Origin of the sequence: Micromonospora haikouensis, from assembly GCF_900091595.1 — a bacterium.
GTDB classification, from domain to species: domain Bacteria; phylum Actinomycetota; class Actinomycetes; order Mycobacteriales; family Micromonosporaceae; genus Micromonospora; species Micromonospora haikouensis.
Genome location: NZ_FMCW01000014.1, coordinates 39,889 through 61,450 on the forward strand (window position 1 = coordinate 39,889; position 21,562 = coordinate 61,450).

Here is a 21,562-nt window from a genome sequence, read left to right on the forward strand (position 1 = left end):
GGCTCAGACCCCCATCTCGGCCTCGTACGCGCGGCGGAACCGCGCCCGGGCGGCCGGCGCGAGGCACACGTGCCAGGCCTGCCCCTCGTCGACCACGTTGATCTCCCCGGCCTGCTGGCGGGCCCGCAGCAGGCCGGCCAGCACGTCCCGGGCGCCGAACCGCTGGAACCAGGACATCTCCACGTCGACGGCGTAGCCGAGGCAGTGGCCGCTGGGCACCATCGCGGCGTAGCCGAGGCGGCGCAGCCGGTGCTGGTGCTCGGCGCTGCGCACCAGGCTGGTCACCCACAGCGGCGGGGTGCCGGGCGGGGCGCTGCGGGCGAACTCGCGGCCGATGTCGTTGAGCAGGCCGATCACCTCGCGCCGGGCCCGGCGGAACTTCAGGCCGGCGGTACGCGGCCGGGCGTCCGGCAGCAGCCGGCGGCGCACCGCCCGCACGCCCCGGCCGACGACGGTGGCGGGCTGTTCCTGGTAGCGGAAGCGGAGCAGGTCGCGGCGGCGCAGCCACTCCAGGTCGACCAGCTCGCTGCTGGCGTGGACCTGCGCGTCGGTCATGAAGGTGGTGGCGTCGCGCCACCACATCACGTCGATGCGGGAGAGCAGGTAGATCCGGACGAGGGCGGCCAGGTCACCGGCGGAGCTGCGCGGACTGGGCTGGTAACGGGCCATCTCCAGCAGCAGCGTCTCCCGGGCGCCGACGAGGCCCTGGGCGGTGGCGTCGAGCACCGCGGCGATCGCCGGCTCGCGCAGCCGCTCGTCGAGCAGCACCTGGCGGGCCCCCGCCGAGTCGGGGTCGGCCAACGCGCCGACCTCGACGAGCAGGTCCGTCACGGCGGCCCGGTAGGCGTCGAGGTCGGGCGTCGGCGGGGCCGGGCGGGGGGCGACGCCCCGCGGCACGCGCCGCGCCGGTGCGGTGGACGCGACGGAGGTGCCGGGCTGCTGGCCGGAGCTTCGGCTGGGCACTCGCATGGTCGGGTCCTCTCCCGGTACGACACGGCGCGGTTGCTGTCAAAAGCACCGTAACCACGAGTAGCCGGGACAGGCCGAACATTCTTCCCATCTCCCCCGAATGCGCGCCGTACCACGGCGGCGCGGAGCCACGGGACCGTCGGATTCGGCTACCTGCGCGCGTCTGCCGCTGAGCCGCCACTGCTGCCACGCCGCTTCGGTGGTGGTGCGGCGCCGGGTGGAGCAGGACGGCCGGGGTGGGTGCGGCACCCCGGCCGTCCGCCCGGGCCTCGATTCCGATCGGAAGAGGCCCCTGACCAGTTTCGCCGAACGTCGTCGATCCCGCAGCCCCCTTCACCGACTGCACACGCGAAGGGCCGGATCGGCGACGGACCCGGATCAGGCCGGCGGGGCCGGCATCCTCGTCACCGGGTCACCCGGTCACCGCAGCGTGCAGGCGGTGCCGTTGACGGCGAAGCCCACCGGGGTCGGGTTGGCGCCGGTGTGGGAGGCGTTGAACCCGAGGCTCACCGAGCCGCCCGGAGCGACGACCGCGTTCCAGCTCTCGTTGGTCACCGTGACCTCGGCGCCGCTCTGGCTGAACTTTCCGGACCAGCCCTGGCTGATCTGCTGGCCGGCGGTGAACCGGAAGGTCAGCGTCCACGACGGCCACGTCGCGGCCGAACTGTTGGTGACGGTCAGGTTGCCGCTGAAGCCGTTGCTCCAGTTGTTCGACGTGTACGTCACCGCGCAGCCGCCCGCCGGCGGCGTGGTCGTGGGCGTCGGCGTGGGCGTGGGCGTGGGCGAGACCGTCGGCGAGACGGTCGGCGACGGGGTGGGCTCCGGCGTCGTGCCGCCGGTGCCCGCCCGCTCCGCCGCCCAGTTCGCCAGCCAGGCCAGCGCCGAGTTCCAGTTGATCGCCACCTCGTTGACCGAGTACGCCTCGATGTCGTCGACGAAGCACTTCTGCGGCTTGCACCCGGAGAGCTGGGCCACGGCCACCGGGTCCTGCAGCTGGCTGTTCGGCCCGCCGGAGAGCGAGCCGGGCGGCGCGGTGGGCAGCGAGGAGTCGTTCTGGTTGGCCCAGAACCGGTGGTGCACGTTGCGCACCGGCTTCTCGCCGTAACCGGCCACGTAGGACTGGTTCAGCGGGTTGCGGCCGAGCAGGTAGTCGTAGGCGGCGTAGGCCCCGGCGCGGTACTTCTGCTGGCCGGTGAAGTCGAAGGCGAGGGCCAGGACGTTGCCGTTGTTGGCGACGGCGCCGTTGGAGCCCCAGTAGTACGTCCCGTCGCCGCTGCCCGGGGCGGGGTAGCCCTGCCTGGCCGTCTGGGTCAGCAGCCGGTCGGCGAAGGCCACGATCGCGGCCCGGGTGGCGGCCAGGTCGGCGGCAGGCAGGCCGTTGGGCACCAGGGCCAGGGTGGTGTCGCCGAGCCCGGCCGTCCAGCTCCAGTCGTAGCCGCGGTTGGCGAAGCTGGTGCCCTTGTAGTAGGACGAACCGGTCACGTCGGCCCGGTAGCCGGCCGCGCCCGTGGTGGCGTACAGCTCGGCCGCCGCCCAGTAGAACTCGTCGCCCACGCTGTTGTCCTCGTAGGCGCCGCCGCCGGTGTTGTCCGTGGCCGGCGCCAGCCGGTTCGGGTTCGCCTTCGCCGCGGCGTACGCCTTCTCGGCGGCGGCGAGCGCCCGGGCGGCGAAGGTCGCGTCGTAGGACTTCCACAGCCGCGACGCCTGCGCGGCGGTCGCCGCCAGGTTCAGGGTCGCGGCGGTGCTGACCGGCGCGAGGAGCCGGGGCTGGCTGTCCAGTTCCGGCCGGGTCGGCAGCGCGGTCCAGTTCTGGTCGTGGATCTTGTGGTGCACCATGCCGGCGTTCGTGCGCCCGTCGGGCACCTGCATCTTCAGCATGAACTCCAGCTCCCAGCGCGCCTCGTCCAGCACGTCGGGCACCCCGTTGGCCTGCTCGGGGATCGCCAGCGTGCCGTCGGCGAGCCCGGCCCGGTCGGCCCCGGTCACGTGCAGGGCACGCTCGTGGATGTTCTGCAGCTGCCAGGTGGCCAGGCCGCCGTTGACGACGTACTTGCCGTGGTCGCCGGCGTCGTACCAGCCGCCCCGCACGTCGAGGGTGTAGCCGCAGGAGGTGCGGCAGGGCACCGCGTTGTCGCCCTGGTTCGGGGCGACGTTGACGTGCCCGGCGGGGCGGGAGTAGCGGGAGCCGACGTACCGCGACTCGATCGGCGTGCCGCTGCGCTGGTGGTAGAAGAACGCCAGCGCGTCGGTGCGCAGCCGGCGCACCGCGTCGGCGGAGATGTCGAAGGGGTGGCTGCTGTTCCCACCGACCGTGAGCACGTAGCCGCTGCCCACGGTGTCGTAGGCGGAGAAGTCGGCGACGTGGACGCTGTCGCCGGAGAGGGCGTCCGCGCCGCGTACGGTGGTCTGGCCGGAGGCGACGGTCGCGCCGGCGGCGTTGCGCAGGGTCCAGGCCAGCGGGCTGGTCGACGTGCTGACCACGGTGGCCTGCTTGGGGGTGCCGGGCACGTACGCGACCTGGTTCACCTTCACCGGGCCGCCCGGGTCGGGAGCGGCGGCCGCGATGGACGGCACGACGGCCAGGGCACTCAGGGTGAGCAGGGTGGCGGCCGCTATGGCGGCCGGGCGCTTGCGGAGGGGCATCGTTCCTCTTCCGGGGTGCGTCGGGTTGACCACCTGCCGGACCTGCCCAGCGCAGAGCCGCCGGGCGGTCGGACAGACCATCGACGGGAGCGCTGGACCAACCCTAGGCCATCACCGCACGGGAAGGCGATCGACCACCGTCGCACCTTCGTGCCGCGGGACGCGTCGAGATCAGCTCCCGGCGGAGCCGAGTAGGCCGACCGTCCTCGTGGCGCCGTCGTAGCTGCGGGCGGCCACGAACTCCCCGGCCGGCCGGTCCACGCCGACCACTGCCCGGGCCAGCCGGCGGTCGGCGGCGCGGAAGCGCAGCGCCAGGCTCAGGTGCGGGACCCACCGCCCCGGGGCGTGCCAGGGGCGCTGCCCGTCGGCCCCGGCGAGGGCGTCCCAGACCGCCGCGTGCAGGGCGGTCAGGGCCGGTTCCGGCCGCAGCAGCCAGACCAGCGGGGCGCTGCCGTCGAGAACGGCGATCCGGTCGAGGCGTACCGGCAGGGGCAGGGCCCGCCCGACGAGCGCGGCGAGCCGGCGGCGGGCGCCCGGCGGGAACTCGTCGACCGCCGCGAGCGTCAGGTGCGGACGGTTGGTGGGGTGGGTGTTGCGGGCCAGGCTGGGCAGGCCGGCGGCGGCGAGCCGGTCCCATCCGGCACGCACCGCGGCCTCCAGCCGTGGGCAGCAGACCAGTTCGACGGTACGCACGACGGCCAGGCTAACCGGCGGGTGGGTGCCCCGGAGAACCGCCGGCCGGCGTCGGACGTGACGCGCGGCGCGGTTTACGCCGGTCGGCGAAACCCGGGCGGGGCGGGAATGAAAAGCTTGTCGCATGAGCTCCGCACCCGCACGGCAGGATCCACCGACCGACCCGCACTCCCCCGGCGTCGACGACGAGGCAAGCGCCTTCACCGACCTCGGGCTACGCGCCGAACTGCTCGGCGCGCTGTCCGCCCTCGGCTACGAGGAGCCGACCCCGATCCAGCGGGAGGCGATCCCGCCCCTGCTGGCCGGCAGGGACCTGCTCGGTCAGGCGGCCACCGGCACCGGCAAGACGGCCGCGTTCGCGTTGCCGCTGTTGCAGCGGATGCCGGACGGGCGGGCCGGCGGGGAGCCGGTGGCCCTGGTGCTGGTGCCCACCCGGGAGCTGGCGGTGCAGGTGTCGGAGGCGTTCCACCGCTACGGCAAGGACCTGGGCGCCCGGGTGCTGCCGATCTACGGCGGCCAGCCGATCGGCCGGCAGCTGCGCGCCCTGGACCTGGGGGTGGACGTGGTGGTGGCGACCCCGGGCCGGGCGCTGGACCACATCGCCCGGGGCACCCTGCGGCTGGGCGGCCTGGCCACGGTGGTGCTCGACGAGGCCGACGAGATGCTCGACATGGGCTTCGCCGAGGACATCGAGGCGATCCTGGAGCACGCCCCGCAGCAGCGGCAGACGGTGCTGTTCTCGGCCACCATGCCGTCGCGCATCGACGGGATGGCCCGCCAGCACCTGACCGACCCGGTGCGGATCCAGATCGGCCGGGAGCAGCCGGTGGCCGGCGAGACGCCCCGGGTGCGGCAGAGCGCGTACATCGTGGCGCGCGCGCACAAGCCGGCGGCGCTGGGCCGGGTGCTGGACGTGGAGTCGCCGACCGCGGCGATCGTCTTCTGCCGCAGCCGGGAGGAGGTGGACCGGCTCACCGAGACGATGAACGGCCGGGGCTACCGCGCCGAGGCGCTGCACGGCGGGATGAGCCAGGAGCAGCGGGACCGGGTGATGGGCCGGCTGCGCGCCGGCACGGCCGACCTGCTGGTGGCCACCGACGTGGCGGCCCGGGGGCTGGACGTCGAGCAGCTCACCCACGTGGTCAACTATGACGTGCCGTCGGCCCCGGAGTCGTATGTGCACCGCATCGGCCGGGTCGGCCGGGCGGGCCGGGAGGGGGTGGCGATCACCCTCGCCGAGCCGCGCGAGCACCGGATGCTCAAGACCATCGAGCGGGTGACCGGCCAGCGCATCGCCATCGACAAGATCCCCACGGTGGCCGACCTGCGCACCCGGCGGCTGGAGCTGACCCAGGCGGCGCTGCGGGAGAGCCTGCTGGAGGACGACCTGGAGCCGTTCCGGGTCATCGTGGAGTCACTGTCGGACGAGTTCGACATGATGGAGGTGGCGCTCGCGGCGGTGAAGCTGGCCCACGAGGCCGCCTCCCCTGGCTCGGACGACGACGAGGAGGAGATCCCGCAGGTCGCGGTCCGCCCGCAGCGCGAGGGGCGCCCCGGGCAGGAGGGGCGCGGCGGCGAACGGCGGCCCGGGCGGCCCCGTTCCGGGGGCACCACTCAGGTGTTCATCGGGCTGGGCCGGCGCGCCGGGGTGCGCCCGCAGGACCTGGTCGGTGCGATCACCGGGGAGACCCGGGTCAGCGGGCGCGACATCGGCTCGATCGAGATCGCCGACCGGTTCTCGCTGGTCGAGGTGCCGGCGGCCGTGGCGGACGAGGTGATCGCCGGGCTGCGCAACAGCACCATCAAGGGCCGCAAGACGACGGTACGCCGCGACCGCGACCGCCCCTGACGAGCACGGGCGGCCGGCCCGCGCCCACGGCGCGGGCCGGCCGGGCCGGTCAGAACGCGTACGGGCCGAACCGCCCCCAGGCGACGACGAGCGCGGCGACCAGCAGCAGCGCGGTGAACGCGGCCGGCGGGTACTCCTTGGCCCGGGCGTGCACGACGACGGCGCCGGCCATCACGATCGCTGCGCCCACGGCGGCCAGCGGCGTCAGCACGGTGGCGATGCCGGTGAGGGCGGGCAGGACCAGGCCGATCGCGGCGAGGACCTCCAGCGCGCCGAGGGCCTTGACCGCGCCGTCCGGCACCCCCTCGACCCAGCCCATCTTCTCGCGCAGCTTCTCCTTGGACTGGGTGACCTTGGTGAGCCCGGCCCCGGCGAAGACCAGGGCGAGCAGGATCTGCAGGGCCCAGAGGGCGATGTTCATGGGGGTGCCTCCATGGCGGACCGCCGCGTGGGCGGGCGAGATACTTGACGCTTCAAGGACCACCGTACGAGCAGATACTTGAAGCGTCAAGTATTCGGTAGGCTGGCGACATGGAACCCACCCGCTGGCTGACCGACGGCGAGCAGGAGATCTGGCGACGGACGCTCGCCGTGCTCACGCTGCTGCCGAACGAGCTCGAGGGGCAGTTGCAGCGCGACGCCGACCTGACCCGATTCGGCTACGGGGTGCTGGCGACCCTCGCCGAGGCCCCCGGGCGCTCGCGCCGGATGAGCGAGCTGGCCGCCCTGGCCAACGGCTCGCAGTCCCGCCTGTCCCACCTCGTCGGCCGGCTGGAACGCCGGGGCTGGGTACGCCGCGAGCGCGCCGACGACGACGGCCGCGGGTGCGTGGCCGTGCTCACCGACGCCGGGTACGCACACCTCGCCGCGGCCGCCCCGGGGCACGTGGCTCTCGTCCGCTCGCTCGTCTTCGACGCGCTGACCCCGACCCAGGTCACGCAGCTCGGCGAGATCACCGCCGCGCTGCTGACCCGCCTCGCCCCGCCCGGCGACTGCCCGGCGTCGTCCGACCACGGCGGGAGCACCGCCGACGGGCGCTGACCCCGGCCACCCCACCCCGCGCCTGCCGCCCCGCCCCACTTCCGGTCGGCTGCCGCGCGGGGCGAGGCTTGCTTGCAGGGGCCCCTTGCTATCCGAAAAGCGATAACAAGGGGCCCCTGCTTACCCCTCAGGCGGCCGTGAGGGCCGGATCGGTGCGGGTGTCGGCGTCGGCCGGGCGCAGCGCCAGGGCGAGCACGTCGGCCACGTCGGCGAGGGTGTGCACGGTCAGCGCCCCGCGCACCTCGGCCGGCAGGTCGTCCAGGTCCGGCTCGTTGCGCGCCGGGATGATCACCTCGGTCAGGCCGGCCCGGTGCGCGGCGAGCAGCTTCTGCTTCACCCCGCCGATGGGCAGCACCCGCCCGGAGAGGGTCACCTCGCCGGTCATCCCGAACTCCGGGCGCACCGGCCGGCCCGTCACCAGCGACGCCAGCGCCGTGACCATGGTGATGCCGGCGCTCGGCCCGTCCTTCGGCACCGCGCCCGCCGGGACGTGCAGGTGGATCCGCCGCCCGGCGAGGGCGTTCGGGTCGATGCCGAGCCGACGCCCGTTGGAGCGCAGGTACGACAGCGCGATGTGGGCGGACTCCTTCATCACGTCGCCGAGCTGGCCGGTGAGCGTCAGACCCGGCTCGCCCTCCATGCTGGTGGCCTCGATGAAGAGCACGTCGCCGCCCGCGCCGGTCACGGCGAGGCCGGTGGCCACACCGGGCACCGCCGTCCGCTCCGCCGACTCCGGGGTGAACCGGGGCCGCCCCAGGTAGCGGGCCAGGTTGTCCGCGTCCACCCGCACCGGGGTCGGGTCGTCGGCCAGGGCGACGGCGACCTTGCGCAGGATCTTCGCCAGGGCCCGTTCGAGCTGCCGGACACCGGCCTCCCGGGTGTACTCCCCCGCGATCAGGGTGAGGGCGTCGTCGGCGACGGTGACCTCCTCGGCGGTCAGCCCGGCCCGCTGGAGCTGCCGGGGCAGCAGGTGGTCGCGGGCGATGGCGACCTTCTCGTCCTCGGTGTAGCCGTCGAGGGTGACCAGCTCCATCCGGTCCAGCAGCGGGCCGGGGATGGTCTCCACCACGTTGGCGGTGGCCAGGAAGAGCACGTCGGACAGGTCGAGGTCGACCTCCAGGTAGTGGTCGCGGAACGTGTGGTTCTGCGCCGGGTCGAGCACCTCCAGCAGGGCGGCGGCGGGGTCGCCGGAATACCCGACGGCCAGCTTGTCGACCTCGTCGAGGAGCACGACCGGGTTCATCGAGCCGGCCTCGCGCAGGGCGCGGACGATCCGGCCGGGCAGCGCGCCGACGTACGTGCGCCGGTGGCCCCGGATCTCCGCCTCGTCGCGGACGCCGCCGAGGGAGACCCGGACGAAGTTGCGCCCGAGCGCCCGGGCCACGGACTCGCCGAGGCTGGTCTTGCCGACGCCGGGCGGGCCGGCGAGGGCGAGCACCGCCCCGGACCCGCGCCCGCCGACCACGCCGAGGTTGCGCTCGGCGCGGCGGTTGCGCACCGCGAGGTACTCCAGGATGCGGTCCTTGACGTCGGCCAGGCCGGCGTGGTCGGCGTCGAGCACGGCGCGGGCCGCGGCCAGGTCGGTGTTGTCCTCGGTACGCGTGGTCCACGGCATCTCGAGGACCGTGTCGAGCCAGGTGCGGATCCAGCCCGCCTCCGGGGAGGCGTCGCTGGCGCGCTCCAGCTTGCCGACCTCGCGCAGCGCCGCCTCGCGGACCTTCTCCGGCAGCGTGGCGGCCTCCACCCGGGCCCGGTAGTCGGCGGAGCCGTCCGGGGAGTCCTCGCCGAGCTCCTTGCGGATCGCGGCGAGCTGCTGGCGGAGCAGGAACTCGCGCTGGGTCTTCTCCAGGCCCTCGCGCACGTCGCTGTTGATCTGCTCGGTGACCTCCTGCTCGGCCAGGTGCTCACGCACCCAACCGACCAGCAGCTCCAGCCGGGCGGTCACGTCGGCGGCGGCGAGCAGCTCGGTCTTCTGCGCCAGGGTGAGCCAGGGCGCGTAGCCGGCCGCGTCGGCCAGCTCCGAAAGGTCGGTCATGCGCTCCATGGCGTCGATGACCTGCCAGGCGCCGCGCTGCTGCAGGACCGAGGTCATCAGGGCGCGGTACTCGCGGGCCAGCTCCCGGGCCCTGCCGGCCGGGGCGGGCTCGTCGAGCTCGGTCGCCTCGACCCAGAGGGCGGCGCCGGGCCCGGGGACGCCGGAGCCGATCCGGGCCCGGGACAGGCCGCGGACCACGGCGGCCGGCTCGCCGTCGGGCAGCCGGCCGACCTTCTCGATGGTGGCGATCACGCCGACGGAGCCGTACTCGCCGTCGATGCGGGGCACGGCGAGGACCTTCTTGTCGCCGGTGGCGCGCGCGGCGTCGACCGCGGCCTGGGTGGTGGGGTCGAGGGTCACCGGGACGACCATGCCGGGCAGCAGGACGGCGTCGGTGAGGGGTAGTACCGGAAGAGTTGCCATCGAACACCTGCCATCGCGTTGACTTGAGCGTGTCAGGCTCAAGTCCGGGCCGGCTCCCGTTGTTCCGGAATGTGACCCGGGACACGCCGACCCCCGCCGCGCGGGCCGCCCGGGGCGAACCCGAACTGGCAAATTCCACCGTGGGGAGCGGGATTGCATCACCGACAAGTCGACGCGCCGAATGCAAACGGGGCATATTCTTGCGGATTTACCCAGGGATACGTCAAACTCGTAACACACCCCGCCCCACACAAGGAGTAATTGGCGATGGCCCGGAAAGTAATCACCGTCTTGACTGACGACCTCGATGGCGGGAAGGCGGATCGGACCGTCGAGTTCAGCCTGGACGGCGTGGCGTACACCATCGATGTGTCCGACGAGAACGCCGGCACCCTCCGGAAGGCGCTCGACCCCTACATCAACGCTGGCCGGCGAATCGGCCGAGGGCCGGTCGAGGCCGGCCGGACCGCCCGCCGCCCCGGCCGGGCTCCGGTCTCGGGAATGGACCGCGAGCAGAACCGGGCGATCCGGGAATGGGCCACCAAGAACGGCTACGAGATTTCCGACCGGGGCCGGATCCCCGTGTCCGTCGTCGAGGCCTTCAAGAACCGCTGAGCCGACACCGCGCCCACCACGCGGAACACCGGGGCCACGCCGAGATTCGGCGGTGGCCCCGGAGCTTTTCCCGGTAGCAATTCCCACGGCCCCGCTCCGGCGGCGTACCGCCTGCCGGTCACACCGCCCACGACCCGGCGCGCGACGCGGGGCCGCCCGGGGCGGTTGCTGCCCCGGGCGGCCCGGATGTGCGTACGGCGCGCGGCCAGCGGGTCAGTTGACCTGGATCCGCACCACGTCGATCGCCGGGGTCTGGTTGGCCCGCTCCATCATCGGGATACGGTGCGAACCGTCACCGGCCCAGACGGAGCACTGCGCCGTGCCGGCCTGCGGCAGGCCCGGCACCTGGATGATGACGTCGTCCGGCTGCGAGCCGCCCCGGCCGTCCTCGGTGGCCACGAAGAACGCCGGCACGTCCTGCGGGTTCGGGGGCTGCCGGGTGCTGTTCAGCATCCGGCAGGCGGTGTGGAAGTGCCCCCGCACCAGGCCCTGCCCGTTGAGCAGGGAGCTCTCCAGGTAGTAGCCGCCCTGGCCCGCGGCGAGGAACCGGTCCCGGACCAGGTTGCGGGTGGTGACCCGCAGCTGGAACGCCTGGTTGCGCTGGACCTGGTTGGGGAACTGCGTGATCAGCAGCGACGGGTTGTTCGCCGCCGCGCCGACCTCGCCGAACGCGGTGCTGACGCACCGGTTGCCGTTCTGGAAGCCGTCGTGCGGCTGCAGCCGGCTGTTGCCGCAGTCCTTGGCGAGGACGCCGAGGCCGTTGCCGTTGTTGTTGCCGCCGTTGTTGCCGTTCTGGCCGCCGTTGTTGTTCCCGCCGTTCTGGCCACCGTTGTTGTTGCCACCGTTGTTGTTGCCGGCGTTGGGGTTGGCGCCGACCGCGAGCTGGCAGGTGGCGAGCTGTTCGAGGCCCTGCGGCCGCTGCGCCACCCGGCCGATGGCGGTCGCGATGCGGCTCAGGGTCGCCCGGCGCTTGTCGGCCAGCGGCCCGAGGATCGCGTTCTGGATGAACTGCCCTCCGTTGCGGCCCTCGGCGGCCAGCCGCTTGTTCGCCTCGTCGATCTGCGTCTTGAGCAGCTCGAGGTTGCGGTCCACCTCGGCCTTGGCTGCGGCCGGGACCTGGGGCAGCTTGCTGGCGACGTCGGGGCAGGCGATCGTCGAGCCCGCCGGGGCGGCGTTGGTGTTGGCGTTCGTGGCGGTGCCGCCGGCCTTGAGCGACTGGCACTCCGCGACCGACATCTGCCCGTCGCCCCAGTGGTTGCGCACCCACCGGCCGTTCTGCCAGGTCTGGGTCGTGCTGCTGCCGATGTTCGAGGTCGCGCCGGGGCTGGGCGCCACGCACGACGCCGCCGCGGCGCGGGTGGTCGTCCGCCGGTCCCCGGCGGACGAGATCTGGGTCACGGCGACGATTCCGCCGAAGACCGCAAGCGTGCCGACAACGGCCAGCAGTCGCTTGCTCCGTGCGTTACCGGATGACCGGCGCGCCCGTGGAGACCTGCGCATCGAATTGCTCTCCTTCTCGATCCGGTAGTTGACTCGTGACCCCGTCGGACCGATGAATTCGGGTGGGACGCCTCGGCGAGGATCACTGCGACGTTCCGGTCGCGTGTCGATGACCGACGATGCCCTTTCCTCATCGTCGTCGCGCCGGCCGGCGCGGCGGGGAGATCCGTGTCCATTCGGGCTGGAGTACGGACCCGCGACGGCCACGGTTCAACCCGGATACGGGAAATTTGCGGAGAGCCGGGAAGAGCTGGTCACCCCCGGTGGGCCGGCCCTCAGCCGGCGCAGAGGTGGTCGAAGGCGAAGCCGTCGCGCATCTCGTCGCGGCGCTCCCGCAGCCGGCGGATGTCCCGGTCCAACTCGTCGCGCGCCACCAGATCCGGGCCGGCCGCCTCGACGTCGCGCAGCCGCTCGCCGACCGCCACGGCCGCCAGGTCCTCGGCGAGACGGCCGGCGTCCACGCCGCAGGAGAAGCGCTGCTGGACGACCTGCACCCGTTCCACCAGGCAGCGGCCGGGACGCACCTCCACCCAGCTCCAGCCCTCCACCGGGCCGTCGGTCCAGCGCATGTGCAGGCCCCGCACGATCGGGTCGACCAGCCGGCGGGACACGTACGCCTCCACGGCCGCCGCGCGGGCGAGGGCGCCGAGGTCGTTGACGTGGCCGCTGCGCCCGTCCGGCAGCCGGCCGACGATCTCCCGGAACTCCACGGGCATCACCTCCGCCGGGTCGTCCTGCCCCGGCGGAGGCGCGACGGCGTCGGCGTAGGCGCGCGCGTCGATGACGTACTCCACGATGCGGCGGCCGTGGTCGGCGGCGCGCAACGTGGGCGAGACGATCCGCAGCACCGGCAGGCCGACGGCCGCGCAGACCGCGTTCTTCATCCGCTCGGCGCGCTGCGCGGCGGAGCCGGCCGGGGCCGGCGGGCCGATCTCGACGGCGAACAGCGGACGGCCGTTGTCGCCGGCACACACCACGTGGTCGAAGCCCTCCCGGCCGGCCGAGTTCCACTGGTGGCCCGTGACGCCCGGCGGACGGCCGTGCACCAGCTCCCCCAGCCGGCGGGGGCCGAACACGACCTGACCGGCGCGGGTGAGGACCGGGGCCCGCCCGGTCGACGCCGCGACCGGGCGCAGCAGGGAGCCGTGATCACTACCGGTGCGCGTCATCCGCCTGTTCCGTCCGTCGGGCCGTCGACGGCCGAGTCTAGGCCGCCGAGCGCGACGCCCACCTCGCCGGTGCGGCCCGCGCGGGGTCACCGGTCCGGGCCACCGCGGGCCCGGCGGAGACGCTTGCGCCCCGCCGGTCCGCCCGGGGCCCGACGGATGCGACCGGAGATCCGATTCTCTAGGCTCAGCGCGTGCTGCACAGTGGACGGGCTCCGGAACTTCTGACCAAGCGCAGCCTCGTCGCTGTCTCCCACGCCATCGAGAGCGCCGCCCTGGCCACCGCCGAGGACGGCCCGCTCGTGGTGATCGCGCTCTTCCAGCGGATGCCCTATTTCGACCGCGAGCGGGCCGTCTACGAGCGGATCGCGGCCACGGCGGCGGCGACCGTGGTGGGCGTGGTCGGGCAGCGCCCGGAGGCGCTGCCGGCCGGCGCGTGCGGCGTGACCCTGGACGAGACCGAGGACCTCGCCCGGGAGTGGAGCGTGGTCGCGCTGACCCCCCGGTTCGGCGCGGCCCTGGTCGCCCACGACCGGGCGGAGGTCGAGCAGGCGACCACGCTGGAGTCGGGTCGGCTCTTCGACGGGCGGTGGGGGTTCCGCCGCGACGAGGCGCTGCACGAGGTCGTCCGGCTGCGCGACCGGCTCGCCGACCGGCTCCCCGGCGCGGTCCGGCTCGCCGTGGAGGAGACCCTGGCCCGGGTCCGGGACCTGCCCGCCACACCCGGCGAGGCGCGGGGCGAGGCGGCGTTGCGGCTGATGTTCTCCCGCGCCGAACGGGCCGCCCGGGCGCACCGGCCGGGCGGGCGCGACCGCGGCACGGCCCTGGCGGAACCGGCCCCGCTGCTGGACGAGCCGGGGATGCGCCGGTGGGCAGGAGCGGACGGGGTCACCGCCTCGGGCACGCTGCCGGTGGCGCTGGTCGGCGTGCGCGTGGACGAGCCGGCGGGCGCGCCGGAGCGCTTCGGCCGCCGCAGCGCCGCCCGGGAGGCGCAGGCGGTGATCGGGGCGGTGACCGCGCCGCTGCGCCCCGTGGACCGGGCGGTGCGCCTGTCCGACCAGGAGTACCTGCTGATCCTGCCGGCGCTGACCGAGGAGCAGGCGGTGGCGGTCGCCGGTCAGGTGCACGAGGCGGTCGCCGGCCTGGCCCGGTCGTACCCGTTCGTGGCCTTCGCGGTGCACGCCGCGGTCACCGTGACCAGCCGCCGGCCGTTGCCCGTGGGCGACGTCCGACACGCCGTCGGGTGGGCCGCCCGGGAGGGGGTGCCCGTCGCCCGGCTGGCCCCCGAGTCGGCCGAGGTGCCCGTCGGGCAGCCGTAGGCGCGGCGGGACGGGGCCGGCGGTCAGGCCACCGGGGTGACCTGGCCGTCGGCGAGCTCGACGAGCGCGTCGTCGTCGACGTCGTACGCGATGGTGTTGACGACGCGGACGACGCCGCCGACCTGCGCGGCGAGCCGGCCGGCGAGGTCGACCGCGCTGCGCCGGTCCAGCCGCCCGTCCAGGGTGACCTCGCCGTCGCGCACCCGCACGGTCACCAGTCCGTCCCGCACGGCGAGGACCCGCCGCAGGACCTCCCGCACCACCTCCTCACGGATCTCGGCGTCGGTGCGCAGGTGCACCCGCAGCAGGTCGCCACGGGTGACGATGCCGACCAGCCGGCCGAGGTCGTCCAGGACGGGCAGCCGCCGGACCGCGTCCCGGTCCAACTGCCGCGCCGCGGCCGGCAGGGACGCCTGCGGGTACGTCGTCACCGCCGGCGCGGTCATCAGGTCCCCGGCGACCAGGGCGGCGGCCTTCTCCCGGGCCGCCCGGCGCCGCCGGCCCTCGAAGACCCGCCGCTCGTCGGGGTGCCCGACCCGTTCGATCCGGTGCAGCAGATCCGTCTCGGAGACCACGCCCAGCACCCGGCGGAACCCGTCGACCACTGGCACGCCGCTGATGCCCCGGCGGACGAGCACGTCCACGATCTGCCGGTACGGGGTCTCCTCCCCCACCGTCACGACGTCCTTGGTCATCACGTCGCCCACCTGCCAGGTCCTCATCGCGACCTCCCTGCCGCCGTCGTCACGCCCGACGCTACGGGCGTGCGAGGGCCGCCGGCAGAGGCCCTGGGCCGGTGCCGGGACGGCCGACGGACCGGGTGGACCGGGGTCGAAGGTCCCGGCCCGAAGCGGACCCATCGGCCCTGACGGCCCCCCTGGTGCCGGATGTCCAATGGAACTGCCACCGGGAAGCGCGGTGCGAGGACAGGAAGGGACGTGGACACCATGACCGCGACGATCGAGCGGACCACCGCCAGGACCACCGCGCCGGCGGCCGAGACCACCAGGACGACCGAGACCACCCGGGAGCGGGCCACCCGGTACGTCCTCGGCGGCATCCGCCTCGCGCTGGGTTGGACCTTCCTCTGGGCCTTCCTCGACAAGATGTTCGGCCTCGGTCACGAGACCGCCGCGAAGAACGCCTGGATCAACGGCGGCAGCCCCGCCAAGGGCTTCCTGAGCTTCGGCGCGGCCGGCCCGTTCAAGGGGTTCTACAACGGGATCGCCGGCGCCGCCTGGGCGGACTGGATGTTCATGGTCGGCCTGGCCGCGATCGGCGTGGCCCTGCTGCTGGGCGTCGGCACGCGGATCGCCGCCACCGCCGGCGGCCTGCTCCTGGTGATGATGTGGACGGCCGTCCTGCCCCCCGAGAACAACCCCTTCATGGACGACCACCTCATCTACGCCGCGGTGCTGGCGGTCCTCGCCCTGGTCGGCGCGGGCGACACCCTCGGCCTCGGGCGGACCTGGAAGCGGCTGGCCATCGTCCAGCGGTTCCCCTGGCTGAGGTGAACGGCAGACAGCACGTGCCGGCGGGCGTCACCTTCCGAAGGTGACGCCCGCCGGCACGTGTGCCTCCGGGCCACCGCCCGCCCGCTCCGTCGCGGCGGGCGGGCCCGCTTCGTTTCGTCGCGGCGGGCGGGCCCGCCGGGCGCCGGCCGAGGGACCGATGGAGATCGGCGGATCACGATCCGGCAGGATCGACGACGACCGCAGTGGACGCACCACCGAGCAGGAGGCGTACGGCATGGACAAGCCTGAAATCGGCCCGATCGAGGGCGCGCCGCCCGCCGATCTCGTCATCGAGGACATCGTCGTCGGCGACGGCCCCGAGGCCCAGCGGGGCCAGCGGGCCACCGTGCACTACGTGGGCGTGGCCCACTCGACGGGTCGGGAGTTCGACGCGTCGTGGAACCGGGGCGACGCGTTCGAGTTCCCGCTCGGCGGCGGGCGGGTCATCGCCGGCTGGGACCAGGGCGTCGTCGGCATGCGGGTCGACGGCCGGCGCAAGCTGACCATCCCGCCGCACCTCGGGTACGGCAACCAGGGCGCCGGCGGCGTGATCGCGCCGGGCGAGACGCTCGTCTTCGTCGTGGACCTGCTCGGCGTGCGCTGACCCGTCAGCTCCCCCGGCCGGGGGCGTCGGCATCCGCCGGCGGCCCCGACCGGGCAACGGCGGGGCAGGAGCGAGCCGACGGCCCGGCGGGTCAGGCGGCCGACACCAGCGGCGCGGACGCGCTGCCCCGCTCGGCGGCGAGCGGGACCAGCAGCCCCGGTGGCAACGCCAGCGGCGCGGGCGCAGCCGGGACGGGGGCGGCGGTGGCGCCCGCCCGGACCGGGATGACCCGGTCCAGGCCGGTCACGTGCAGCACCCGGGCCACCATCGGGGCCGGGTCGACGAGCACCAGCTCGCCGCCCCGCGCGCGGGCCCGGCGGTGCGCGGCGACCAGCGCCCGCACGCCGGCGGCGGAGAGCAGCCGGACGCCGGAGAGGTCGAGCCGCAGCAGCGGCCGGACGGGGGCGGCCCAGAGCGCGGAGCGCAGCACGCCGACCGTGGCGATGTCGACCTCGCCGGTCGCCCTCATCTCCACCACGTCGTCACCCACGTCGACCTGCACGTGGAACCGATCGCTGCGCTGCTCCATGACCACGAATCTAGCCCCACCCACCGACATTTCCGCCCTGCCCGGGAGTGACTCCGGGTACACCCAGGGTCTGACCCTGAGCCGCCCCGGATCCTCCCCTGGCAGGAGGCCGGGGGCGCTGCGCGGGACCGCTCGACACGCCGCCGGACGACGCGCCCCGGCCGCCGGTGCCGGGGTGAGAATGGGCCGATGGTGGTACCCCGCCCCCGCGCGCCCCGGCCCATCCGTCCCGTCCGCGAGCCGGCCACCGTGCCGCCCCCGCTGACCGGGCCGTGGGCGCCCGACGACCGTCGGCTCGACGAGGTGGAGCTGCTGCCGCTGCCCGACGGCGCGCACGGTCCCGAGGACGTCGTGGTCGACCCGGCCGGCCGGGTGGTCAGCGGGGACGAGGACGGTCGGCTCTGGTGGTGGGCGGCCGACGCGCCGGCGGGCACCCCGGCGCGGCTGCTGGCGGAGACCGGGGGCCGGCCGCTCGGCATCGAACTCGACCCGCGCGACGGCAGCCTGGTCGTCTGCGACGCGTACCGGGGGTTGCTGCGGGTCACCCCCGACGGGGCGGTACGCGAGCTGACCGGCACCGCACCGCCGGTGCACCTGGCCAACAACGCCGCCGTGGCCCGCGACGGCACGATCTACTTCACCGACAGCTCGGACCGCTTCCCCCTGTCGCACTGGAAGCACGACCTGCTGGAGCACCGGCCCAACGGGCGGGTGCTCGCCTACGATCCGGGCACCGGGCGGACGGACGTGGTGACCGCCGGGCTCTACTTCCCCAACGGGATCGCGGTCACCCCCGACGAGTCCGCGCTGATCCTGGTGGAGACGACCACCCACCGGCTGCTCCGGGTCGACCTGCCCGGCGGGGCGGCCACCGTGCTGGCGGACCTGCCGGCGTATCCGGACAACCTCTGCGGGGTCGGCGACGGGACGTACTGGATCGCCCTGCCCAGCCCCCGGCTGCCGGTGGTGGAGCGGCTGCTGCCGCACCCGCGGCTGCGGCAGCTGGTCGCGCTGCTGCCCGACGCGGTCCGGCCGCAGCCGCGCCGCTACGGGCTGGTCGCGCTGGTCGACGGCGCGGGCGCGGTGCTGCGGACCCTGCACGGCCCGCGCGGCGCCTACTGGATGATCACCGGGGTACGCCAGCACGGCGACCGGCTCTGGCTGGGCTCCCTGGTCGGCACCGGCGTTGCCCGGGTGCCGCTCGGCTGAAGCCAGGGCCGGCCGCGCCCGGCGCGTGCCCCGTCCGGCGCGGCGCGTGCCCGGAGCGGCCGACACGCCACGTGTCGGGCGACGTCCCCCGTTCCGCGCTCGCGACAGGGGCCGGCCCGCCACCGTGCGGTGACGGGCCGACCCGCGGCCGTTCCTCCCGATGGTCAGCCGCCGCTGGCCGACGGCGTCGGCGCGGGCGAACCCCCGCCGGCCACCGCCCCCGGGTGCGGCGACGCGGTGTGCGGGCTGGGCCGCAGCCCGGCCGGGACGGGCAGGGCGCTGCCCTTGGCGAACTCGTCCCAGCTGACGTTCCAGGCCGTCCAGCCGTTGCCGGCCCGCAGCGGCACCTCGGTGCCCGTGACGGTGACGAGGTCGCCGACCTGGGTGATGCCCATCAGCCAGTCCGCGGCGGCGGCGGAGACGTTGGCGCAGCCGTGCGAGACGTTGGTGAAGCCCTGGTCGCCCTCCGACCACGGCGCGGAGTGGATGAACTCCCCGCCCCAGGTGAGCCGCTGGGCGTCGTCGACGTCGACGACGTAGCCGCCGTCGGGCTCGCCGCGGGTGTCGAACGTCGTCCGCTCGTGCTTCTCCATGATCACCATCTTGCCGCTGGAGCTGGGCGTGCTCGGCTTGCCGAGGCTGACCGGGATCCGGCGGACCAGCTTGCCGTCGCGGAAGACCGACATCTGCTTGCTGGCGTTGTCGATGTCGACCGAGACCTGCCGGCCGATCTTCGAGGTGGCCCGGTGCTCGGCGTCGCCCACCAGGTCCTTGCCGATCGGCAGCCCCTCCAGCGCCGCGCGGACGCTGATCTTCGTGCCCGGCCGCCAGAAGTCGGGCGCCCGGTAGTAGGCCTGGCTGCCGTCCTCCAGCCAGGACCAGGTGCCCGGCTGCGGCGGGTCGGTCTTGACGAACAGCCGCTTCTGCACCGCTGCGCGGGCCTCCTGCGGCACCCCCGGGTCGAACGCCACCGTCACGGGCATCGCGGTGCCGTACGTCTGGTTGCCCGTGAAGTAGAGCGTGCTGGTGATCGCCGGCTTCGTCGGCTTCGGCGCGGTGGTGAACGTCGTCGTGCGGGTGGCGGTCCTCCCGCCGTCCCCCGTCACCGTCACCTCGGCGGTGTACGTCCGCCCGCCGGCCAGCGGAGCGCCGGGCACCCAGCTCGTCCCGTCCTCCCGGGGCTCTCCCGCGACCTGCCGGCCCTTGTCGTCGGTGAGCCGGACGCCGGTGACCCTGCCGTGGGCCACGCTCGTGCCGATCTCGGCACTGACCGGGACGTCCCGGGTCCGGTCGGCGGGCGTCAGCTCGACCGCCGGCGGCGGCGCGACCCGCGCGGCCCGCTCGGCGACCTTCCTCTCCCCGGCGGTGCATCCGCCGAGGATCAGTGGTGTGGCTGCGATGGTTACCGCCAATAGCGTCAATCGCCGCCTCACGTCCATGTTCCGCACCCCTTTTCCGCTCCCCTTTGGCCACATTCTGTACGGCGTTACGGGAGGCCCGGTGCATTTTCCGGAAAAGGCGCGGAGCTATTGTCGGCAGTTTCGGCGACGGCGGGTCGAAAATGGTGAACCGCGCCCGGAGGGCCCGGTGTCACCGATCGGCCCTTCCGCCGGCGGACGACCGGTTCGCCCCGCCGTCAGTCCCAGTCCTGGTCGCCGTGGTTGCGGTCCCACCGGCCGCCCACGGGAGGGGTGTCCAGGCGGGTGGCGGCCACGGCGTTGCCAGCCAGGTCGTTGTCCTCGACCCGGCAGCCCACGCAGCTGCCCCGCTCGGTGATCCAGAGCCCGTGCGTCTGGGTGCGCTCGTCGTGGTTGTCCCAGATCCGGTTGCCCCGGATGGTGGCCGAGTCGACGTGCGCGTTGACCGTGATCCCGGCCCGGCACTGCGGCGCGGGCGGCAGCTCGTACGCCGTCCCCGGCAGCGGGGTGTCCCCGCTCCAGGCGGTGTACGCGTCGGGGCGTACGGGGGCGAGGGTGAGCCCGGTGTCGTCGTTGGCGGCGACCAGGGCGACCCGCTTGCCGACCCGCAGCACCTTGCCCCGGTGCCCGTCGTGCTGCCAGCCGGCGGTCCGGTCGACCAGCGACCGCTCGTTGTAGCGGACGGACTCGCCGCCCGCGCCGTACGCGCCGGCGCACTGGCGGCCGTTGTTGCGGATGCGGTTGTTGAGCAGCACGGCGTCGACCATCGGCCGGTCGATCCGGATGGCATCGAGGCCGTTGCCCCAGAAGTCGTTGCTGTCGATCACCACGTCCGTCGCCGCGCCGTGATAACCGCGCCCGAGGTCGTGCTCGTGGTAGCCGTACGCGCCGTTGCCGCTGATCCGGTTGCCGCGCACCGTGTACGGGCCCGGGGTGTTGCCCATGCTGACGCCGTCGCGGACGTTGCCGTCGATGACGCAGTCGGCCAGCAGGCCGCCCCGGCCGGCGACCCCGGAGGTGCCCTCGGCGGAGACGTCGAAGCCGGCCTCCAGGTTGCCCGTCATCGTGCACGCGGAGACGATCAGCCCGTCGGCGCCCCAGTCGGAGATGCCGAACCGGTTGCCCTGGCTGTGGCAGCCGACGATCCGGTAGCCGCGCGGCGGCGGCCAGTTGGCCTTCTGGAGTTCCAGGAAGATGCCGTTGGTGCCGTTGCCCAGCGCGGTGCAGTTGGCGATGGTGAGCCGCTCCACGGTGCCCCAACCGCCGATGCCGACGCCGATCCCGGCGCCGCCCATCTCCTGGCCGTTGTCGAGGCGGCCGCAGCCGACGACCACCACCCCCTCGATCAGGCTGTCCTGGAGGAAGTCGCAGCCCAGGCCGGTGGCCGCCGTGTGGTGGATGTAGAGGTTACGGAAGACGCCGCGCACCACGTACTGCAGGCCGAGGCCCTTGGCGAGGTAGTTGTACTCGGCCATGGCCACGCCGGAGCCGTCGATCTCGAAGTCGGCGAAGGTGCAGTCGGCGATGTGCCGGTCGCGGTCCGCGCCGTGCTGGAGGGTGGTCCAGAACGCCAGCGGCGTCGGGTCGGCCCGGTTGCCCTCGTTGCTGAGCAGGAACCGGGTCGCGCCGGGGCCGGCCCCGATCAGGGACACCCCGCTGCGCCAGACCGTGCCCGCGTCGCGGATGGAGTAGATGCCGGGCGGGCAGTAGATGACCCGTGCCCGCCCGTCGGCGGCGTAGCCGTCGCCGAGGCGGTCCACGAGGGCGGCGAGCGCCGGCTGGTCGTTGGTCACCCCGTCGCCGCGCAGTCCGTACCGGGTGGCGTCGCAGTGCAGCGGTGCCCCGGCGACGGCCGGGCGACGGTCTCGGACGGCGGCGGGCAGGCCCTGGTACGGCACTGCGCTCTCCCCTCGCGCGGGCGGGCGACCGGGCGGTCGCGGACGGACGACAGGCGGTCGCCGCCCGCGCGGATTTCCCGGCAACAGCAGGGAGAAACGGAAGGGGAAAAGGATCGGATCGAGCTGACCGGATGCTC

18 protein-coding genes are annotated in these 21,562 nt (G+C 74.5%); 7 read left to right on the forward strand and 11 right to left on the reverse strand.

What is annotated here, in order from left to right:
- Nucleotides 1-3: 3 nt before the first annotated feature.
- From GA0070558_RS15800 to GA0070558_RS15810, 3 genes are all read right to left on the reverse strand, one after another.
- The gene (locus GA0070558_RS15800) at nucleotides 4-969 is read right to left on the reverse strand and encodes a DUF5715 family protein (protein WP_077940105.1); all 966 of its coding nucleotides are present in this window, start codon (nucleotides 967-969) and stop codon (nucleotides 4-6) included.
- Between the two features lie 420 nt (nucleotides 970-1,389).
- On the reverse strand, nucleotides 1,390-3,612 hold the full coding sequence (locus GA0070558_RS15805; RefSeq protein WP_091280472.1) for a glycoside hydrolase family 9 protein: 2,223 nt from the start codon (nucleotides 3,610-3,612) through the stop codon (nucleotides 1,390-1,392).
- 171 nt (nucleotides 3,613-3,783) lie between these two features.
- Nucleotides 3,784-4,305, reverse strand: a complete 522-nt coding sequence (locus tag GA0070558_RS15810) for a 2'-5' RNA ligase family protein (RefSeq protein WP_091280475.1) — start codon at nucleotides 4,303-4,305, stop codon at nucleotides 3,784-3,786.
- A gap of 124 nt (nucleotides 4,306-4,429) precedes the next feature.
- On the opposite strand from GA0070558_RS15810, the gene GA0070558_RS15815 reads away from it, so the two are divergent.
- A complete protein-coding gene (locus tag GA0070558_RS15815; RefSeq protein ID WP_091280477.1) occupies nucleotides 4,430-6,154 on the forward strand; it encodes a DEAD/DEAH box helicase in 1,725 nt (574 codons plus the stop codon).
- Between the two features lie 49 nt (nucleotides 6,155-6,203).
- Here the strand turns inward: GA0070558_RS15815 and GA0070558_RS15820 are convergent, their stop codons facing one another.
- Nucleotides 6,204-6,575: a DoxX family protein gene (locus GA0070558_RS15820; protein WP_091280480.1), complete on the reverse strand. Its 372-nt coding sequence runs from the start codon at nucleotides 6,573-6,575 to the stop codon at nucleotides 6,204-6,206.
- A 110-nt stretch (nucleotides 6,576-6,685) separates the two neighbouring features.
- Here GA0070558_RS15820 and GA0070558_RS15825 point away from each other — a divergent pair, with 110 nt between their 5' ends.
- A complete protein-coding gene (locus tag GA0070558_RS15825; RefSeq protein ID WP_091280483.1) occupies nucleotides 6,686-7,195 on the forward strand; it encodes a MarR family winged helix-turn-helix transcriptional regulator in 510 nt (169 codons plus the stop codon).
- A gap of 127 nt (nucleotides 7,196-7,322) precedes the next feature.
- On the opposite strand, the gene lon is transcribed toward GA0070558_RS15825, so the two are convergent.
- A complete protein-coding gene (lon, locus tag GA0070558_RS15830) occupies nucleotides 7,323-9,653 on the reverse strand; it encodes an endopeptidase La (protein WP_091280486.1) in 2,331 nt (776 codons plus the stop codon).
- Between the two features lie 267 nt (nucleotides 9,654-9,920).
- Between lon and GA0070558_RS15835 the strand changes: the two genes are divergently transcribed.
- Nucleotides 9,921-10,268, forward strand: coding sequence for a histone-like nucleoid-structuring protein Lsr2 (locus GA0070558_RS15835; RefSeq protein WP_077940094.1), 348 nt, complete (start codon nucleotides 9,921-9,923; stop codon nucleotides 10,266-10,268).
- A gap of 213 nt (nucleotides 10,269-10,481) precedes the next feature.
- On the opposite strand, the gene GA0070558_RS15840 is transcribed toward GA0070558_RS15835, so the two are convergent.
- Nucleotides 10,482-11,768 carry a hypothetical protein gene (locus GA0070558_RS15840; RefSeq protein WP_176734226.1) on the reverse strand — a complete coding sequence of 429 codons (1,287 nt, stop codon included), beginning with the start codon at nucleotides 11,766-11,768 and terminating at the stop codon, nucleotides 10,482-10,484.
- Nucleotides 11,769-12,043: 275 nt separating this feature from the next.
- Nucleotides 12,044-12,937 carry a DUF2726 domain-containing protein gene (locus tag GA0070558_RS15845; RefSeq protein ID WP_091280488.1) on the reverse strand — a complete coding sequence of 298 codons (894 nt, stop codon included), beginning with the start codon at nucleotides 12,935-12,937 and terminating at the stop codon, nucleotides 12,044-12,046.
- A 191-nt stretch (nucleotides 12,938-13,128) separates the two neighbouring features.
- Here GA0070558_RS15845 and GA0070558_RS15850 point away from each other — a divergent pair, with 191 nt between their 5' ends.
- Entirely contained in the window at nucleotides 13,129-14,253 is a 1,125-nt protein-coding gene (locus tag GA0070558_RS15850; RefSeq protein WP_228986213.1) for a DICT sensory domain-containing protein, read from the forward strand.
- A 23-nt stretch (nucleotides 14,254-14,276) separates the two neighbouring features.
- On the opposite strand, the gene GA0070558_RS15855 is transcribed toward GA0070558_RS15850, so the two are convergent.
- A complete protein-coding gene (locus GA0070558_RS15855) occupies nucleotides 14,277-14,975 on the reverse strand; it encodes a CBS domain-containing protein (protein ID WP_091280490.1) in 699 nt (232 codons plus the stop codon).
- 216 nt (nucleotides 14,976-15,191) lie between these two features.
- Here GA0070558_RS15855 and GA0070558_RS15860 point away from each other — a divergent pair, with 216 nt between their 5' ends.
- Together GA0070558_RS15860 and GA0070558_RS15865 are read left to right on the forward strand one after the other, a co-directional pair.
- The gene (locus GA0070558_RS15860; protein ID WP_176734227.1) at nucleotides 15,192-15,767 is read left to right on the forward strand and encodes a DoxX family membrane protein; all 576 of its coding nucleotides are present in this window, start codon (nucleotides 15,192-15,194) and stop codon (nucleotides 15,765-15,767) included.
- Nucleotides 15,768-16,002: 235 nt separating this feature from the next.
- On the forward strand, nucleotides 16,003-16,371 hold the full coding sequence (locus GA0070558_RS15865; RefSeq protein WP_091280773.1) for an FKBP-type peptidyl-prolyl cis-trans isomerase: 369 nt from the start codon (nucleotides 16,003-16,005) through the stop codon (nucleotides 16,369-16,371).
- 91 nt (nucleotides 16,372-16,462) lie between these two features.
- Here GA0070558_RS15865 and GA0070558_RS15870 read toward each other — a convergent pair whose 3' ends face one another.
- Nucleotides 16,463-16,900: an STAS domain-containing protein gene (locus tag GA0070558_RS15870; RefSeq protein WP_091280493.1), complete on the reverse strand. Its 438-nt coding sequence runs from the start codon at nucleotides 16,898-16,900 to the stop codon at nucleotides 16,463-16,465.
- Nucleotides 16,901-17,089: 189 nt separating this feature from the next.
- On the opposite strand from GA0070558_RS15870, the gene GA0070558_RS15875 reads away from it, so the two are divergent.
- Complete coding sequence (locus tag GA0070558_RS15875; protein ID WP_091280496.1) at nucleotides 17,090-18,109, forward strand: SMP-30/gluconolactonase/LRE family protein; 1,020 nt, start codon at nucleotides 17,090-17,092, stop codon at nucleotides 18,107-18,109.
- Between the two features lie 164 nt (nucleotides 18,110-18,273).
- Here the strand turns inward: GA0070558_RS15875 and GA0070558_RS15880 are convergent, their stop codons facing one another.
- Nucleotides 18,274-19,548 (reverse strand): L,D-transpeptidase, encoded by a 1,275-nt coding sequence (locus GA0070558_RS15880; protein WP_091280499.1) that lies wholly within the window; start codon nucleotides 19,546-19,548, stop codon nucleotides 18,274-18,276.
- 197 nt (nucleotides 19,549-19,745) lie between these two features.
- The gene (locus GA0070558_RS15885; protein ID WP_091280502.1) at nucleotides 19,746-21,425 is read right to left on the reverse strand and encodes a right-handed parallel beta-helix repeat-containing protein; all 1,680 of its coding nucleotides are present in this window, start codon (nucleotides 21,423-21,425) and stop codon (nucleotides 19,746-19,748) included.
- Nucleotides 21,426-21,562: the final 137 nt, after the last annotated feature.